The organism is Roseateles sp., assembly GCF_965229315.1.
In the GTDB taxonomy this organism is placed as follows: domain Bacteria; phylum Pseudomonadota; class Gammaproteobacteria; order Burkholderiales; family Burkholderiaceae_C; genus Pelomonas.
Genome location: NZ_CBDDJA010000002.1, coordinates 844,535 through 862,313 on the forward strand (window position 1 = coordinate 844,535; position 17,779 = coordinate 862,313).

At 67.8% G+C, this 17,779-nt stretch carries 13 protein-coding genes and 1 tRNA gene; 10 read left to right on the forward strand and 4 right to left on the reverse strand.

Annotation, left to right across the window (positions count from 1 at the left end; translation table 11 throughout):
* Positions 1 to 47: 47 nt before the first annotated feature.
* Both ACO07H_RS08700 and pbpG read left to right on the forward strand, forming a co-directional pair.
* Positions 48 to 725, forward strand: a complete 678-nt coding sequence (locus ACO07H_RS08700; protein WP_422013149.1) for a PEP-CTERM sorting domain-containing protein — start codon at positions 48 to 50, stop codon at positions 723 to 725.
* 443 nt (positions 726 to 1,168) lie between these two features.
* The gene (gene pbpG, locus ACO07H_RS08705) at positions 1,169 to 2,164 is read left to right on the forward strand and encodes a D-alanyl-D-alanine endopeptidase (protein WP_422013150.1); all 996 of its coding nucleotides are present in this window, start codon (positions 1,169 to 1,171) and stop codon (positions 2,162 to 2,164) included.
* A 53-nt stretch (positions 2,165 to 2,217) separates the two neighbouring features.
* On the opposite strand, the gene ACO07H_RS08710 is transcribed toward pbpG, so the two are convergent.
* A complete protein-coding gene (locus ACO07H_RS08710; RefSeq protein ID WP_422013152.1) occupies positions 2,218 to 2,991 on the reverse strand; it encodes an IclR family transcriptional regulator in 774 nt (257 codons plus the stop codon).
* Between the two features lie 67 nt (positions 2,992 to 3,058).
* Between ACO07H_RS08710 and ACO07H_RS08715 the strand changes: the two genes are divergently transcribed.
* Positions 3,059 to 4,156: a TIGR03790 family protein gene (locus ACO07H_RS08715; protein WP_422013154.1), complete on the forward strand. Its 1,098-nt coding sequence runs from the start codon at positions 3,059 to 3,061 to the stop codon at positions 4,154 to 4,156.
* On the opposite strand, the gene hpnE is transcribed toward ACO07H_RS08715, so the two are convergent.
* The 3 genes from hpnE to hpnC are packed head-to-tail and all read right to left on the reverse strand — an operon-like array spanning position 4,075 to position 7,053.
* Positions 4,075 to 5,373, reverse strand: a complete 1,299-nt coding sequence (gene hpnE / locus ACO07H_RS08720; protein ID WP_422013156.1) for a hydroxysqualene dehydroxylase HpnE — start codon at positions 5,371 to 5,373, stop codon at positions 4,075 to 4,077. The two genes, ACO07H_RS08715 and hpnE, sit on opposite strands and share 82 nt — an antisense overlap.
* Positions 5,370 to 6,218, reverse strand: a complete 849-nt coding sequence (gene hpnD / locus ACO07H_RS08725) for a presqualene diphosphate synthase HpnD (protein WP_422013158.1) — start codon at positions 6,216 to 6,218, stop codon at positions 5,370 to 5,372. The genes hpnE and hpnD overlap by 4 nt, the downstream gene beginning before the upstream one ends.
* Before the next feature lie 10 nt (positions 6,219 to 6,228).
* Positions 6,229 to 7,053, reverse strand: a complete 825-nt coding sequence (hpnC, locus tag ACO07H_RS08730) for a squalene synthase HpnC (RefSeq protein ID WP_422013160.1) — start codon at positions 7,051 to 7,053, stop codon at positions 6,229 to 6,231.
* 144 nt (positions 7,054 to 7,197) lie between these two features.
* On the opposite strand from hpnC, the gene ACO07H_RS08735 reads away from it, so the two are divergent.
* The 7 genes from ACO07H_RS08735 (at position 7,198) to lon (ending at position 17,754) form a co-directional block, all read left to right on the forward strand.
* Complete coding sequence (locus tag ACO07H_RS08735) at positions 7,198 to 8,340, forward strand: efflux RND transporter periplasmic adaptor subunit (RefSeq protein WP_422013161.1); 1,143 nt, start codon at positions 7,198 to 7,200, stop codon at positions 8,338 to 8,340.
* 13 nt (positions 8,341 to 8,353) lie between these two features.
* Positions 8,354 to 11,530, forward strand: coding sequence for an efflux RND transporter permease subunit (locus ACO07H_RS08740; RefSeq protein WP_422013163.1), 3,177 nt, complete (start codon positions 8,354 to 8,356; stop codon positions 11,528 to 11,530).
* A gap of 184 nt (positions 11,531 to 11,714) precedes the next feature.
* Positions 11,715 to 11,801 (forward strand) — tRNA-Leu (locus tag ACO07H_RS08745).
* 26 nt (positions 11,802 to 11,827) lie between these two features.
* Complete coding sequence (tig, locus tag ACO07H_RS08750; protein WP_422013165.1) at positions 11,828 to 13,144, forward strand: trigger factor; 1,317 nt, start codon at positions 11,828 to 11,830, stop codon at positions 13,142 to 13,144.
* Positions 13,145 to 13,257: 113 nt separating this feature from the next.
* Positions 13,258 to 13,866, forward strand: coding sequence for an ATP-dependent Clp endopeptidase proteolytic subunit ClpP (clpP, locus tag ACO07H_RS08755; RefSeq protein WP_422013167.1), 609 nt, complete (start codon positions 13,258 to 13,260; stop codon positions 13,864 to 13,866).
* Positions 13,867 to 14,000: 134 nt separating this feature from the next.
* Positions 14,001 to 15,269, forward strand: coding sequence for an ATP-dependent Clp protease ATP-binding subunit ClpX (clpX, locus tag ACO07H_RS08760; protein WP_422013169.1), 1,269 nt, complete (start codon positions 14,001 to 14,003; stop codon positions 15,267 to 15,269).
* Positions 15,270 to 15,339: 70 nt separating this feature from the next.
* Complete coding sequence (gene lon, locus ACO07H_RS08765; RefSeq protein ID WP_422013171.1) at positions 15,340 to 17,754, forward strand: endopeptidase La; 2,415 nt, start codon at positions 15,340 to 15,342, stop codon at positions 17,752 to 17,754.
* The last annotated feature ends 25 nt before the right edge of the window (positions 17,755 to 17,779 follow it).

Here is a 17,779-nt window from a genome sequence, read left to right on the forward strand (position 1 = left end):
AACCGAATGTCTCGGAGCCGTTCCCAGACGCTCCCAGGAGACCACCCATGAACTTCAAATGCACGATGCCCCGCACTGCCGCCTTCGCCCTGCTCGCGCTGGCGTCGGTGGGTGCACAGGCTGTCACCACCTACGGGGACATCGCCACGCCCGGCGTCTACTTCGGCACCGGCGGCGTCACCAACGGCAACTGGACGATCAGCACCGACAGCGGCGTCGAACTGGCGTTGCGCGCCAAGAACCGGGAAACCTTCCTGCTGCTGGATGGGTCGTCGGGCACCTACACCGCCGATCTGGGCCTGTGCGCCACCTGCACGGGCGCGCCCAAGGCGATGTGGAGCTACGAGTTCTCCGTCAACAGCGGCGCGCTCACGGGCCTGACCTACCGGCTCGGCATCGACCACGACCCGAGCGCGGCGACGAGCTACGCCTATGTCGACCCGTCAACATACTGGTCGGACAACGCCATCGCGCCCGCGCCGTTCATCGGCTTCCAGAACTCGCAGAACGTCCGTTTCGGTGACACGCCCGGCGGCATCTTCGACGTCAACCAGGCGGGCCTGTATTCCATCACGCTGGAAGCCTGGAACGGCGCCTCGATGGTCAACAGCGTCACCATCGACGTGCAGGTCGGACCTGTGCCGGAACCTGAAACCTACGCGCTCATGCTGATGGGTCTGGTCGGCGTTGCCGCCATCGTCCGCCGCCGTCGCGCCGGCAGGTAAGGCGTATTCCGGCAGCGCTGGCGCTGGGAAGCGCCAGCGCTGCCATGACCATCCGCTCCGGATGGTCCGCACATCCCGTCCAGCTTCCACCAGACGTGCGCCGGCACGCCGTGGAATCAGGCGCGGATTTGCCCCGCTGCTCGGGTGCCGGGGCGCCACGCGCGGCCGCAGAATCAAGCCTGAAGGCCATCCGCGAGCAGCATGGGCCAGCTGGCCGGCAATCTTTGGCATCCGGGGCGGACCCGATACCGGATTCCTGTCAGCGCGGGCCTACTCGCATGCGTTTGGAGTCAGCTGCAAAGCGAAAGAGCCGGTGGCAAGCCTGTTGTGGCGTGGACCGCATGAGCGGGCCAAGAGTTCACTTGAGGTGTCCCACTTAAGTTCTTATCTTGTCAGTACTTTTGGCGTCACGTACACTGCCGCCCTGCTGTTGGGGATCTCCGTTGAAGACTTTTGCCGCCGCTTTCCTGAGTCTTTCCCTGCTTGCTGCACTGCCTGGCGTGGCCACGGCCGCGGCGTCCGGCACCCCATCCAAAGCCACCCGGACGTCCAAGGCCAGCGCGGTGCCGGTCCGCAAGGTCCGCTCCGTCGTGCTGCGCAAGGCGACCGCGCCAGTCATTCCGGCAGTGGCGACGTTCGGCCAGGTGGCCGGCCTGCATGCCGTGGACGACCCGCTGGCGCTGAAATCCAGCGTGGCCTACGTGCTGGACCAGGACACCAACGAGGTGCTGTTCTCCAAGAACCCGCAGGCCGTGCTGCCCATCGCGTCCATCACCAAGCTGATGACGGCGCTGGTGGTCGTGGAGGCCGGCCTGTCGCTCGACGAGAAGCTGACAGTGACCGACGACGACAAGGACACCGAGAAGAACACCGGTTCGCGCCTGGCCATCGGCACGACGCTGACCCGCGGCGACATGCTGCACCTCGCGCTGATGAGCAGCGAGAACCGTGCCGCCCATGCGCTGGGCCGCAATTACCCCGGCGGCCTGGAGGCCTTCGTCGCCGCCATGAACGCCAAGGCCATGAGCCTGGGCATGGCCGACACGCATTACGTGGAGCCCACCGGCCTGTCCAGCCGCAACCAGAGCAGTGCGGCTGACCTCGCCAAGCTCGTCAACGTCACCAGCCAGGTGCCGTTGCTGCGCGATCTGTCCACCTCGCGCGAAGCCCGTGTGGCGCTGGGCAAGCGCCTGGTGCAGTTCCGCTCCACGAACGGCCTGCTGTCCAACCCGCTGTGGGACATCGGCCTGCAAAAAACCGGCTTCATCAACGAAGCCGGCAAGTGTCTTGTCATGCAGGCCAGCATGGCCGGCCGCAAGCTCATCATGGTGTTCCTGGACTCCAGCGGCAAGGCGTCGCGGATCGCGGACGCCGAGCGCATGCGCAAGTGGCTGGCCACGCAGCCGGGCGAAGGCGCGCTGCCATCGGCCAAGCTCTGACGCACCACCCTTGAATGAAAACGCGGCGCCTCGGCGCCGCGTTTGCTTTGGGCTCAGGCGCCGCGGTGGCCAAGCGCCGACGAGATCTGCGCCGCGGTTTCCTTGAGGCGGACCACCCAGCTCTCCTCCAGCCGGTCGGCCGGCGCGGAGATGGACAGGCCGGCCACGAGCTTGGCCTGGTCGTCGTAGATGCCGGCGGCCATGCAGCGCACGCCCAGCTCCAGTTCCTCGTCGTCGCGGGCGATGCCGCGTTGACGGACGGTTGCCAGTTCGCGCTCCAGCGCGCCGACCTCGGTCAAGCTGTTGCGCGTGTGGCCGGCCAGACCCGTGCGGGCGGCGTAGGCGCGCACGCGGGGGCTGTCGTCGCTGGCGAGGAACAGCTTGCCGACCGACGTGAGGTGCAGCGGTGCCCGGCCACCCACGGCGCGCACGACCTGCATGCCGGAACGTTCGGAATACGTGCGCTCGATGTAGACGATCTCGTCGCCCTGCCGCACGGACAGGTTCACCGGCTGGTGGGTGAACTTGTGCAGCTCCCGCATGGCCGGCAGCGCCGCGTCGCGCACGTCCAGCCGTGCCTTGACGAGGTTGCCCAGCTCCAGCATGCGCATGCCGAGTCGATAACTACCGGCTTCGGGCCGGTCCACGTAGCGACCCAAGGTCAGGTCATTGAGAATGCGGTGCGCCGTCGAGGGGTGCAGGCCGGTGGCTTCGGAGAGGGCCTTCAGGGACACCGGATCCTGGTGCCCGGCCAGCACGTCCAGCAGCGAGAACATGCGCTCCAGGACCTGGATCGCCGGGGTCTGCTGGGCCTCTCTGGGTTTCATGCTGTCATTGTGGGGGAGATTGGGTTTGTTTTGTATGGCGAAAGCTGGATTCAGAAGATGGCAAGCCATGGCGGCCCTGATGCTGGGGGCGATGGCCGTGGCGCAGGCGGCCGAACCCGCCCCCGCCGGCAGCGAGGCACGCTGGGCCCGCATGCCCAAGCTGTACGGCCGCATCACGGCCAACGAACTGGGCCTGGTCATCAACACGGCCGACCCCTACTCGGTCGCGGTGGGTGAGCGCTACGCCAAGCGCCGCGGCATCCCGGCGGCACAGATCCTGCGCGTGGAGCTGCCGGTGCGGTTCTACCTGACGCGCGAGGAGTTCACGGCGCTGGACCAGACCATCCGCGACAAGATGCCGGAGCATGTCAACGGCCTGGCGCTGGCCTGGGTGCAGCCGTACGTGGTGGAGTGCAACTCGCTGACCAGCGCGCTGGGCATGGGCCTGCAGCCCAATGTCTGTGCACAGAGCTGCGCGCCCACACGCCCCAGTCCCTACACGGGCTACTTCGGTTCGCGGCCCTGGCTGGTGGTGGGCTTGCGGCCCACGATGCAGCTGGCCGCGCACTCCGTGCCGGCGGCGTTCGCGATGATCGAGCGCGGCATCGCGTCCGACCACACATTGGCTGGGGGCGCGGCCGATCCGGCGATGGCCTATCTCGCCTCCACGCCCGACGGCGCGCGCAACGTGCGCGAGCGCCTGTTTCCCCCGGCAGGCCCCGTGCCGGGAGCGGCGGGCTTCGCCGTCGCGCGGGTGAAGAGCACCGCACTGCCGCCCCTGCGCCGCACGCTGATCTACGAAACCGGCCTGGAGCGCGTGCCGGCGCCGCTGGCCCACGAGTGGCTGCCCGGCGCGCTGGCCGACCACCTCACGTCGTTCGGCGGCCAGCTCGACCGCACGGGCAGCGACGGCCAGATGAACGTGCTCGACTGGATCGATGCCGGTGCGACGGCGACCTACGGCACCGTCACCGAGCCGTGCAACCACGTGCAGAAGTTCCCCAACCCGCAGGCGCTGATCCTGTCCTACGCCCAGGGCGTCAGCGCGCTGGAGGCCTACTGGCACAGCGTCGCCTGGCCGGCTCAGGGCGTGTTCGTGGGCGAGCCGCTGGCCGCGCCGTTCGCGCCGGTGCCCCAGCCGCCGGCGTCCGCGCCGGCGCCCTGAGCGGCGGCCATGCCCGCGCGCACGGCAGCTTCCAGCGTGGCGGGGTGGGGGCCGGCCACGTAGTCGCCCGCCGCCCACAGCCCCGGCGCGATGCGCGCGGGCGGGCGGGCCAGGCCCGGCGTGCAGGCGAAGGTGGCGCGCTTCTCGGTCAGCACCTTGTCGATGACGGGCGGCGTGGCCCAGGCCAGCTCCCGCTGCGCCTGCGCGAGCACCGCCTCGGCGCAGCCGCCGCTGGCCACCCACGGGGCCGCGCCGCTGACGACGAAGGCGAAGCGCCCCGCCGCGCCGCCGAGCTGCCCGTGGTCGAAGACGAACTGCGCCGGTGCGTCCGGCCCTTCGCGCAGCGCCAGCATCGGCGCGGGCAGGGCGCTGCCGGGGCTGTGCAGGTAGACGGTGACGATGGGCTCGAAGCGCAGCGATTGCGCCGTGGCCGCCCAGTCGGCATCCAGGGGCGCGACCAGGCGCGCGGCCTCGGTGCTGGTGCAGGCCAGCACGACGGCGTCGAACGCCTCGCCGTCCACACGCCAGCCCGGTTCAATGCCGTGCACGCGGGTGCCAAGCCGCAGCCGCTCGCCCAGCCAGGCGGTGGCTGGTGTGGCCAGCAACTCGGACAGCGGCCGGCGCGGCAGCAGCAGGTCGGCGCTGCCCGCGCCGCTGAAGAGCGCGTCCTTGAGCACGCGCAGGAAGACCTGCGCGCTGGCCTGCGAGGCCGGCGTGTTCAGCGCGGCCACGCACAGCGGCTCCACGAGGTCGCGATTCACGTCGCGCGGCAGCCGGGCGCACAGCGCCGCCACGCTCAAGGTGTCAGCACACTGGAAGCCCCGCGCCAGCCAGCCGGCCGCCGCCATCAGCAGGCCCAGCCGCGCCGAAAGGGGCCAGCCGCGATGCGCCAGCACGCCGCGTGCGAATGCGACGAGCGGCGGGCCGGGCGGCAGCCGCAGGCCCGCCTCGTCCGGGTAGGGCAGGGCGAGCGGCAGGCGCTGGAGCACCTGTTCCGGCGCCACGCCCAGGCGCCGCATCAGCGCCAGGCTGTCGCGGTAGGCGCCGATGAGGATGTGCTGGCCGTTGTCGTACGGGGGCTCACCCGCCACGCTGCGTGCCCGGCCGCCGAGCTGCGGCGCCATCTCGAAGACCGTGATGTGGTGGCCCGCGTCGGCCAGCGTCACCGCGGCAGCGATGCCCGCCCAGCCGCCGCCGATGACGGCGACGCGGCTCACCGCCCGCGCCAGTTGGTCTTCATCGCGATCCAGAGCTTGCGCAGCGGCGTCAGCGCGATGCGCTGGTGCAGCACCTGGAAGGCCTCGCGTTCGATCTCGACGAGCAGCGCGCGGTAGATGTTGGCCATCATGAGTCCCGGCTTCTGCGTGGCGCGGTCGGCTTCGGGCAGCAGCGCCAGCGCCTCGTCGTAGAGCCGGTGCGCGCGCTCGGCCTGGAAGGTCATCAGCGCCGTGAAGCGCTCGCTGTAGCCCCAGGGCTTGGTGCGCAACAGGATGTCGCTGGCTTTCACGCCGAACTGCTGCAGCTCGTTCACGGGCAGGTAGATGCGCCCGCGCCGCGCGTCGTCGCCCACGTCGCGGATGATGTTGGTGAGCTGCATCGCCAGGCCCAGCTTGTGGGCGTAGGCGATGGTCTGCGGCTGCGTGCGGCCGAAGATGCTGCTGGCCACCTCGCCCACCACGCCGGCCACCAGGTGGCAGTAGCGCTGCAGGCCGGGGAAGTCCAGGTAGCGCGTCTGCTGCAGGTCCATCTCGCAGCCTTCGATGACGGCGTTCAGGTGCTCCAGCCGGATGTCGTAGGCGGCGGTGTGTGGCATCAGCGCCTTCATGACGGGGTGGCTGGGCTGGCCGGCGAAGGCGCTGGCCGCCTCCTTGCGCCACCAGGCCAGCTTGGTCGCGGCCACGCCGGCGTCCTGCGTCTCGTCGACGACGTCGTCCACCTCGCGGCAGAAGGCGTAGAAGGCCGTGATCGCCGCGCGCCGGGGCGGCGGCAGGAACAGGAAGGCGTAATAGAAGCTGGAGCCGCTCGCGGCGGCCTTTTGCTGGACGTACTGTTCGGGAGTCACGGCGCTGGCGTCATGGTGCGGCCCGCATTGTCAATGCGCGCCAGGCCAGGCGAGGGGCGTCCCAAACCCTGAGGGCGGGGCGGTGCAGCAGGCTGTCGTGCCCGCGCGCCTCGATCTTGTCGAGGATGGCCAGGCCGCCCTGCACGACGAAGCGCAGCTCCCAGCCGGCGCGGCCGGGCAGCGCCAGGGCCAGCGGTGCGCCTTCGCGCATCAGCGTGCGCGCCCAGCCGCACAGGTCGGCGATCAGCGCGCGGGCCGCGGGGCTGTCGCGGCAGGCCAGCACGTCGCCCGCGCTGACGCCGTGGCGGTCGAGGTCCGCCTGCGGCACGTACAGGCGGCCGTTGGGGCCGTCGCGGCTGAAGTCCTGCCAGAAGTTGATGAGCTGCAGCGCGGAGCAGATGGCGTCCGATCGCCGCAGGGCGTCGCCGTCGTTCACGCCGTACAGGCCCAGCAGCAGGCGTCCCACCGGGTTGGCCGAGCGGCGGCAGTAGTCCAGCAGCTGGGCGCGGTCGCTGTAGCGCGGCGGGGTCAGGTCCTGCTCGAAGGCGTCCAGCAGGTCGTGCAGCAGCGCAGGCTGCAGCCGGTGCATCTCGCGCTTCAGGGGCTGGAAGACGTGAATCCAGCGCGGTGAAGCCGCCTGGCCGGCCACGATGGCGGCCAGATCGGCGCGATAGTCGTGCAAGGCCTGCGCGCGCTCGGCCGTGGGAGCGTCGCCCTCGTCGGCCAGGTCGTCCGCCGTGCGGGCGAAGTAGTAAATCGCGGCCACCGCCGGCCTCAGGGCGGGCGGGCACAGTACCGAAGCGACGGGGAAGTTCTCGTAGTGGTCGACGCTCAAGCTGTTTCTCAAGTTCCGCTTGCAAAGCCCCGATGTTTCAGCGAAGTTCAGCGAGGTTTGACAGTTGTCACAGGGCCTGAATACATTACTGACCCGCTGGTCATTAAATTTTATGGCCGGTCGTTACATCCTGCCGAGGTCTGAATGCCCCATCTTCTGCGTCTAGCACCGCCCCTGCTGTTGGCGGTGCTGCTGTCCGCCCTGCTGTCCGGGTGTGGCAAGCAGTCCGCCGCCCCGGAACCGGAGCGCTCGGTGCGCACGCAACTCGTCAGTGCTGGTTCGGCCAGCGCCAGCCACGAGTATGCCGGCGAGGTGAAGCCACGCATCGAGTCGCGGCTGTCGTTCCGTGTCGGCGGCAAGCTGCTGAGCCGTTCGGTCAATCTCGGCGACGCCGTGAAGCCGGGCCAGGCGCTGGCCCGCATCGACGCGCAGGACCTGAAGCTGGCCCAGGCCGCTGCGGCCGCCGGGGTGGCCGCCGCGCGTACCAACCGCGACCAGGCGGGTGCGGACTACAAGCGTTTCGTGGACTTGCAGCGCCAGGGCTTCATCAGTGCCGCAGAACTGGAGCGGCGCGACTCCGCCTTCAAGGCCGCGCAGGCCCAGCTCGAGCAGGCCAAGGCGCAGGCGGACGTGCAGGGCAACCAGGCCGGCTACGCGCAACTGGTGGCCGACGTGGCCGGCGTGGTGACTGGCATCGACGCCGAACCCGGCCAGGTGCTGGCCGCCGGCACGCCGGTCGTGCGCGTGGCGCTGGACGGTCCGCGCGACATCGTCTTCTCGGTGCCCGAGGACCAGATCGCCCGCGTGCGCGCCGCCGCCAGCCAGCCGGGCGCGCTGCAGGTGCGCCTGTGGGGCAGCGACAAGACCTACCCGCTGACCTTGCGCGAGGTGTCCGCCGCGGCTGATCCGGCCACCCGCACCTTCCTCATCAAGGCCGATGCCGGCAAGCTGGACGCCCGGCTGGGCCAGTCCGCCACCGTCGTGCTGGCGCTGCCGCAGAGGGGCAACGTCATCAAGCTGCCGCTGGCGGCCGTGCTGCAGCAGAGCGGCAAGACGTCCGTCTGGGTGCTGGACGGCGGCTCCATGACCGTCAAGGCGGTGCCCGTGCAGGTGGGCGGCGCCGAGGGCAACGATGTCGTCATCGCCGGCGGCCTGACCGAAGGCCAGGAGGTCGTCGTGGCGGGCGTGCACGTGCTCAACCCGGGGCAGAAGGTCAAACGCTACGTGCCGCCGCGCACGACCGGGGCCACCGCCGCCACGCCCGCGCCCGCTGCGGCTTCACGCTGAACCGGGCCCGCGCATGAACAGCTCCCCCGTGACCAAGCAGCCCCGCGTCGGCGGCTTCAACGCCTCCCGCTGGGCGCTCGAACACCCGGCGCTGACGCGCTACCTGATGGTGGTGCTGATGCTGGCCGGCCTGGTCGGCTACTTCCAGCTCGGCCAGGACGAAGACCCGCCGTTCACCTTCCGCGCCATGGTCATCCAGGCCTTCTGGCCGGGCGCCACGGCGCAGCAGATGGCCGACCAGGTCACCGACAAGATCGAGAAGACGCTGCAGGAGGTGAACTACGCGGACAAGATCCGTTCGTACACCAAGCCGGGCGAGTCGCTGACCATCTTCCAGGTCAAGGACAGCACGCCGCCCAAGGAGGTGGCCGACCTCTGGTACCAGACGCGCAAGAAGATCGGCGACATGCGCAGCACGCTGCCGCAGGGCGTGCTGGGCCCGGTGTTCAACGACGAGTTCGGCGACGTCTACGGCTCCATCTACGCACTGTCCGCCGACGGCTTCAGCCGCGAGGAGCTGCGCGAGCATGCCGACCGTGTGCGCCAGGCGCTGCTGCAGGTCAAGGACGTGGCCAAGGTCGAGATTTTCGGCATCCAGCCCGAGAAGCTCTTCATCGAGGTCTCGCAGAAGCGGCTCGCGCAACTGGGCCTGGATTTCAACCAGGTCATCAGCCAGATCGGCGCGCAGAACGCCGTGGAGGGCGCGGGCCTGCTGAACGCCGGCAGCGCCAACTTCCAGGTGCGCGTGCAAGGCCAGTTCGCGGCGGCCAAGGACCTGGCCGAGGTGCCGATTCGCGCCGTGAACCCGCAGACCGGCGTGGCCAGCCAGATGCGGCTGGGTGACATCGCCGAGATCAAGCGCGACTACGTGGACCCACCCACCACCCTGGTGCGCCACCAGGGCAAGGAGGTGCTGGCGCTGGGCATCTCGATGGCCAAGGGCGGCGACATCATCGCGATGGGCAAGGCGCTGAACGTGACGCTGAAGGCCGTCGAGCGCGACCTGCCGGCAGGCATCCGCCTGGAGCAGGTGCAGGACCAGCCCAAGGCCGTGTCCAAGTCGGTGGGCGAGTTCGTGCACGTGCTCATCGAGGCCGTCGTCATCGTGCTGGCCGTGAGCTTCATCTCGCTGGGCCTGCACGTGCGGCCCGGCTGGAAGTTCAGCATCGACGTCTGGCCGGGCCTGGTCGTGGGCATCACCATCCCGCTGGTGCTCGCGATCACGTTCGTGACGATGTTCTATTGGGGCGTCGGGCTGCACAAGATCTCGCTGGGTTCGCTGATCATCGCGCTGGGCCTGCTGGTGGATGACGCCATCATTGCCGTCGAGATGATGGTGCGCAAGCTCGAAGAGGGCTACGACAAGATGCACGCCGCCACCTACGCCTACGACGTGACGGCCATGCCCATGCTGACCGGCACGCTGATCACGGCGGTGGGCTTCCTGCCCATCGGCCTGGCCAAGTCCACCGTGGGCGAATACACGTTCGCCATCTTCGCCGTCACGGCGGCGGCGCTGGTCATCTCGTGGTTCGTGTCCATCTACTTCGTGCCCTACCTGGGCGCGCTGCTGCTCAAGAGCAAGCAGGCGGCCGGCGGCGAGGTGCACGAGCTGTTCGACACGCCGTTCTACAACCGCTTCCGCGCCATGGTGCTGTGGTGCGTGGAGAACCGCTGGAAGACCATCGGCCTGACGCTGCTCGTCTTCGCGCTGGGCATCGTGGGCATGGGGCGCGTGCAGCAGCAGTTCTTTCCCGATTCCAGCCGTCCCGAGGTGCTGGTGGATCTGTGGCTGCCCGAGGGCTCCACCATCCAGGAGACCGAGGCGCTGGCCAGGCGCTTCGAGGTGCGCATGATGAAGGAGCCGGGGATCGCGACCGTGACGTCCTGGATCGGCTCCGGCGTGCCGCGCTTTTACCTGCCGCTGGACCAGATCTTCCCGCAGGCCAATGTGACGCAGTCCATCCTGGTCCCGAAGAGCCTGGCGGAACGCGAGGAGTTGCGCAAGCGCCTGCCCACGGTGCTGGCCGACGAGTTCCCGGAGGCGCGCGGCCGTGTGAAGCTGCTGCCCAACGGGCCGCCCGTGCCTTACCCGGTGCAGTTCCGCGTGGCGGGGGCGGACCCCAGGATCGTTCGCGACTGGGCCGACAAGGCCAAGGACATCCTGCGCGCCAACCCCAACATGCGTGGCGTGAACGACAACTGGAACGAGAACGTCAAGACGCTGCGCCTGAACATCGACCAGGACAAGGCGCGGGCGCTGGGCGTCACGAGCCAGGGCCTGGCGCAGTCGGCGCGCACGCTGCTGTCGGGCACGGTCATCGGCCAGTACCGCGAGGCCGACAAGCTGGTCGACATCGTGCTGCGCCAGCCGGCCGACGAACGGGCCGTCATCACCGACATCGCCAACGCCTACGTACCCACCAGCACCGGCCGCGCCATCCCGCTGACGCAGATCGCCAAGGTCGAATTCGACTGGGAGCCCGGCGTCATGTGGCGCGAGGGCCGCAACTACGCCGTGACGGTGCAGGGTGATGTGGCCGAGGGTCTGCAGGGCGCCACCGTCACGAAGGAAGTCTGGCCCCAACTGGATGAGCTGCAGAAGCAGATGCCGACCGGCTATCGCATCGACATCGCCGGTGCGGTGGAAGAAAGCAGCAAGGGCCAGGGCTCCATCGTTGCCGGCGTGCCGCTGATGCTGTTCATCACGTTCACGCTGCTGATGCTGCAACTGCAGAGCTTCAGTCGCGCGATGCTGGTGTTCCTGACCGGGCCGCTGGGCATCGCGGGTGTCGCGATGGCGCTGCTGCTGCTGGGCCGGCCGTTCGGCTTCGTCGCGCAACTGGGTGTCATCGCGCTGATGGGCATGATCATGCGCAACTCGGTGATCCTCATCGACCAGATCGAGCAGGACCGCGCCCGCGGTGTGCCGGACTGGTCCGCCATCGTCGAGTCCGCGGTACGGCGCTTCCGCCCCATCGTGCTGACGGCGGCGGCCGCCGTGCTGGCGATGATCCCGCTGTCGCGCAGCGTGTTCTGGGGGCCGATGGCTGTGGCCATCATGGGTGGCCTGATCGTCGCCACCGCGCTGACGCTGCTGGCGCTGCCGGCGATGTACGCGGCCTGGTTCCGCGTGCAGCGGCCCCACGAGCACAGCCGCCTGCACACCGAACCCGGCGCGCCGCTTTGATGCGCGCGGCCAGCGTTTCCTCAAGGTCGGTTTTCAGGGTTTGTGCCGCCCCCGACCAAGGGGCGGCGGGCTGACCGCGCGAGGTCGCTACAATCGCCGGTTTGCCGAATCGCCTACGGGGTTGCCACGGCATGAACATGAGCGCGAGAGTGGTCATGCGAGTACGGGCAGCCCAACCCAGACCGCGCGGGTGGCGAAATTGGTAGACGCACCAGGTTTAGGTCCTGACGCCTTCACGGGCGTGCCGGTTCGAGTCCGGCCCCGCGCACCACTGTCAACAACGTTTCCGAGTCCATCATGGCCGTCACCGTCGAAACCCTCGAAAAGCTGGAACGCCGCATCACCTTGAACGTGGCGGCGGCTGACATCAACAGCGAAGTCGAATCCCGCCTGAAGAAGCTGGCCCGCACCGTCAAGGCCGATGGCTTCCGCCCCGGCAAGGTGCCGATGAATGTCGTGGCCCAGCGCTACGGCTACTCGGTGCAGTACGAGGTCGTCAACGACAAGCTCGGCCAGGCCTTCAATGCCGCCGCCAACGAGGCGCAGCTGCGCGTCGCCGGCATGCCACGCATTGAGCAGAAGGACCAGGCGCCTGAAGGCCAGATGGCGTTCGACGCCACCTTCGAGGTCTATCCCGAAGTCAAGATCGGCGACCTGGCCGGTGCGCAAGTTGAACGCGTCACCAGCGACGTGACCGACGAAGCCATCGACAAGACCGTCGAGATCCTGCGCAAGCAGCGCCGCAGCTTTGCCCAGCGCGCCGCCGCCGATGTGGCCCAGGTGGGTGACCGTGTCACCATCGATTTCGAAGGCAAGATCGACGGCGAGCCCTTCCAGGGCGGCAAGGCCGAGGCCTTCCAGTTCCTGATCGGCGAAGGCCAGATGCTGGAACAGTTCGACGCGGCCGTGCGCGGCATGAAGTCGGGCGAGAGCAAGACCTTCCCGCTGCAGTTCCCCGAGGACTACCACGGCAAGGACGTGGCCGGCAAGGAAGCCGACTTCCTGGTCACGGTCAAGAAGATCGAAGCCCAGCACCTGCCCGAAGTGAATGAGGCGTTCGCCAAGTCGCTGGGCATCAAGGACGCTTCGGTCGAGGCGCTGCGCGCCGACATCAAGAAGAACCTCGAGCGCGAAGTGAAGTTCCGCGTGCTGGCCCGCAACAAGGGTGCCGTCATGGATGCGCTGGTGGCCGTGTCCGAGCTGGACGTGCCGAACGCCTTGGTGCTGAGCGAAGCCGAGCGCATGGTCGGCCAGGCCCGCGAGGACCTCAAGAAGCGCGGCGTCAAGGATGCCGACAAGGCCGAGATCCCCACCGACATCTTCAAGCCGCAAGCCGAGCGCCGCGTGCGCCTGGGCCTGGTGGTGGCCGAGCTGGTGCGCGCCAACAACCTGCAGGCCAAGCCCGCGCAGATGCAGGCGCACATCGAAGAGCTGTCGCAGAGCTACGAGAAGCCCGCTGAAGTCATGCGCTGGTACCTGAGCGACCGTGATCGCATGGCCGAAGTCGAAGCCGTCGTGGTCGAGAACAATGTCACGGACTTCGTGCTGGCCACGGCCAAGGTCGTCGACAAGTCGCTGCCCTTCGACGAGCTGATGGCCACGGCCAACGCCTGATAGCCCCTGGCCTCATCAAGGGCGCCGTGCCGCGAGGCCGGCGCCCTTGTTACTTGCGTGGCCATAATCTGCCCCCATATCGGCAGTCACTGACTTGTTTCCAAGGAACTGAATTGAGCGCTCTCGAAACCAGCAATCTGGGCCTGGTGCCCATGGTCATCGAACAGTCGGGTCGCGGCGAGCGCGCCTACGACATCTACTCGCGCCTGCTGCGCGAGCGCATCATCTTCCTGGTCGGCCCCGTCAACGACGGCGTTGCCAACCTGGTCGTCGCGCAGATGCTGTTCCTGGAGAGCGAGAACCCCGACAAGGAGATCTCGCTGTACATCAACAGCCCCGGCGGCAGCGTGTCGGCCGGCATGTCGATCTTCGACACCATGCAGTTCATCAAGCCCGAGGTGTCGACGCTGTGCATGGGCATGGCGGCCAGCATGGGTGCCTTCCTGCTGGCGGCCGGCGCCAAGGGCAAGCGCTTCGCGCTGCCCAATTCCAAGATCATGATCCACCAGCCGCTGGGCGGCGCGCAGGGGCAGGCGACCGACATCGAAATCCATGCGCGTGAAATCCTGAAGACGCGCGACGCGCTCAATCGCATCCTGGCCGAGCGCACAGGCCAGAGCCTGGAGAAAATCCAGTCCGACACCGAGCGGGACTATTTCATGTCCGCTCCCGAGGCGCAGGGCTACGGCCTCATCGACCAGGTGCTGGAACACCGCCCCTGAAGGTCGTGAGAGGCCGTCACCGGCCTCCCAATTCGCAGCGGAATCAGGGCCCTTATCCCCACGAGGGCCCTGGTATCGTTTGGACTATCATCATTCAGGTACCCGCCTGATTACTGGCATCTCCCGAGCAGCCCATGGCCGACAAAAAAGGCACCTCCAGCGAAAAAGTTCTGTACTGCTCGTTCTGCGGCAAGAGCCAGCACGAGGTCAAGAAGCTGATCGCAGGCCCCTCGGTGTTCATCTGCGATGAGTGCATCGAGCTGTGCAACGACATCGTCCGCGACGAGATTCCGGCGCCTGCGCCCGCAGCGCGCTCGGCCAAGTCCGACCTGCCGGTGCCCAGCGAGATCAAGGCGAGCTTGGACCAGTACGTGATCGGCCAGGACGTCGCCAAGCGCACGCTGGCGGTGGCCGTCTACAACCACTACAAGCGCCTGCGCCACATGGCGGCGACCAAGGACTCGGTCGAGCTGTCCAAGAGCAACATCCTGCTGATCGGCCCCACGGGCTCGGGCAAGACGCTGCTGGCACAGACGCTGGCGCGCCTCTTGAACGTGCCGTTCGTGATCGCCGACGCCACCACGCTGACCGAAGCCGGCTACGTGGGCGAGGATGTCGAGAACATCATCCAGAAGCTGCTGCAGAACTGCAATTACGACGTCGAACGTGCGCAGCGCGGCATCGTCTACATCGACGAGATCGACAAGATATCGCGCAAGGCCGACAACCCCTCCATCACGCGCGACGTGTCGGGCGAGGGCGTGCAGCAGGCGCTGCTCAAGCTCGTCGAAGGCACGATGGCCTCGGTGCCGCCGCAGGGCGGCCGCAAGCACCCGAACCAGGACTTCCTGCAGATCGACACGACCAACATCCTGTTCATCTGCGGCGGTGCGTTCGACGGCCTGGAGAAGGTCATCCAGAACCGCAGCGAGAAGTCCGGCATCGGCTTCGGCGCGACCGTGAAGAGCAAGAGCGACAAGCGCGTCGGCGAGGTCTTCCGCGAGTGCGAGCCTGAGGACATCATCAAGTTCGGCCTCATCCCCGAACTGGTCGGTCGCCTGCCCGTTGTCGCGACGCTGGGCGAGCTGACCGAAGACGCGCTGGTGCAGATCCTGACCGAGCCCAAGAACGCGCTGGTCAAGCAGTACCAGCAGCTGTTCGAGATGGACGGCGTCGAGCTCGAGATCCGCAAGCCGGCCCTGGCCGCCATCGCCCGCAAGGCGCTGGCCCGCAAGACCGGCGCACGCGGCCTGCGTTCCATCATGGAACAGTCCCTGATCGACACCATGTTCGAGCTGCCCGCGCTCGATGGTGTCGAGAAGGTCGTGCTGGACGAGCACAACATCGAGGACACATCGGCACGTCCCTTGCTGGTCTATCGCGAACAAAAGGCCAGCGCCTGAGCCTGCACCAAGCCCTCAACTTGCAATAGCCCCCTCAGGCCGCACATCGGCCTGAGAAAGAGAGGTCTTCATGTCCGGACATCCCATCCTCCCCGCCGACCCGATCACGTTGCCGCTGCTGCCGCTGCGTGACGTCGTCGTCTTCCCGCACATGGTCATCCCGCTGTTCGTCGGGCGCCCCAAGTCCATCAAGGCCCTGGAAGCCGCGATGGAAGCCGGCCGCCAGATCATGCTGGTCGCGCAAAAGGCCGCCGGCAAGGACGAGCCCAAGCCCGAAGACATGTTCGAAGTCGGTTGCGTCTCCAGCATCCTGCAGATGCTGAAGCTGCCTGACGGCACCGTGAAGGTGCTTGTCGAAGGCCTGCAGCGCGCCACCACCAGCGCCATCAGCGAGCCCGGCGAGCACTTCGTCGCTGAAGTCACGCCCATCCCGCCCGAGACCGAGCACAAGCCCGAGGTCGAGGCGCTGCGCCGCGCCGTGACGCAGCAGTTCGACCAGTACGTCAAGCTCAACAAGAAGATCCCGCCCGAGATCCTCACGTCCATTGGCGGCATCGACGACCCGGGCCGGCTGGCCGACACGATCGCTGCGCACCTGCCGCTCAAGCTGGATGCCAAGCAAGCCGTGCTGGACCTCTCCGACGTGGCCAAGCGGCTGGAGAAGCTGCTCGACCTGCTCGAGCACGAGGTCGACATCCTGCAGGTCGAGAAGCGCATCCGTGGCCGCGTCAAGCGGCAGATGGAGAAGAGCCAGCGCGAGTACTACCTGAACGAGCAGGTGAAGGCCATCCAGAAGGAGCTGGGCGACGGCGAAGACGGCGCCGACATGGAGGAGCTCGAGAAGAAGATCCTCGCGGCCCGCATGCCCAAGGAAGCGCGCAAGAAGGCCGACGCCGAGCTGAAGAAGCTCAAGCTCATGTCGCCCATGTCCGCCGAAGCCACGGTGGTGCGCAACTACATCGACACGCTGGTCAACCTGCCGTGGAGCAAGAAGACCAAGATCAAGTACGACCTGGGCAATGCCGAGGCGGTGCTGAACGAGGACCATTACGGCCTCGACAAGGTCAAGGACCGCATCCTGGAATATCTCGCGGTGCAGCAGCGCGTCGAGAAGGTCAAGGCACCCATCCTGTGCCTGGTCGGCCCTCCGGGTGTCGGCAAGACCTCGCTCGGCCAGAGCGTGGCGCGCGCCACCGGCCGCAAGTTCATCCGCATGGCGCTGGGCGGCGTGCGCGATGAAGCCGAGATCCGCGGCCACCGCCGCACCTACATCGGCTCCATGCCGGGCAAGGTGCTGCAGAGCTTGTCCAAGATCGGCACGCGCAACCCGCTGTTCCTGCTCGACGAGATCGACAAGCTGGGCATGGACTTCCGCGGCGACCCGTCCTCGGCGCTGCTGGAAGTCCTCGACCCCGAGCAGAACCACACCTTCGGCGACCACTACGTCGAGGTCGATTTCGACCTGTCCGACGTGATGTTCGTCGCCACGTCCAACTCGATGAACATCCCGCCGGCCCTGCTGGACCGGATGGAAGTCATCCGCCTGTCGGGCTACACCGAGGACGAGAAGGTCAACATCGCTCAGACCTACCTGCTGCCCAAGCAACGCAAGAACAATGGCGTGCAGGACGAGGAGCTTGACGTCACCGAGTCCGCGGTGCGCGGCGTGATCCGCTACTACACGCGTGAAGCCGGCGTTCGCTCGCTGGAGCGCGAGATGTCCAAGATCTGCCGCAAGGTGGTCAAGGGCATCCAGCTCAAGACCTACGAAGGCAAGGTGACGGTCACCGAGGACAACCTGAACGACTTCCTGGGCGTGCGCAAGTACGACTTCGGCCGCGCCGAGAAGAAGAACCAGGTGGGTCAGGTCGTGGGTCTGGCGTGGACCGAGGTGGGCGGCGATCTGCTGACCATCGAGGCCACCGCCATGCCGGGCAAGGGCAACATCATCCGCACGGGTTCGCTCGGCGACGTGATGAAGGAGTCGGTCGAGGCCGCGCGCACCGTGGTGCGTTCACGTGCCCGTCGTCTGGGCATCAAGGACGAGGTCTTCGAGAAGCGTGACGTGCACGTGCACGTGCCCGATGGCGCCACGCCCAAGGACGGCCCGAGCGCCGGTGCTGCAATGACGACGGCCTTCGTGTCGGCGCTGACCGGCATCCCCGTGCGGGCCGACGTCGCGATGACCGGCGAGATCACGCTGCGTGGCGAAGTGACCGCCATCGGTGGCCTGAAGGAAAAGCTGCTCGCCGCTCACCGCGGCGGCATCAAGACCGTGATGATCCCGGAAGAGAACGTCAAGGACCTGCAGGACATTCCGGAGAACGTCAAGAACCAGCTCGAGATCGTGCCGGTGCGCTGGATCGAACGCGTGCTGGAAGTGGCGCTTGAAACCATGCCCACGCCGTTGCCCGACGAGGAAGTCGCCGTGGCTGCAGCCAAGCCGGACGAGGGCGCCGCCAAGAGCACGGCAGTGCCTCACTGACAGTGTGCAACTGGCTTGTCATCCG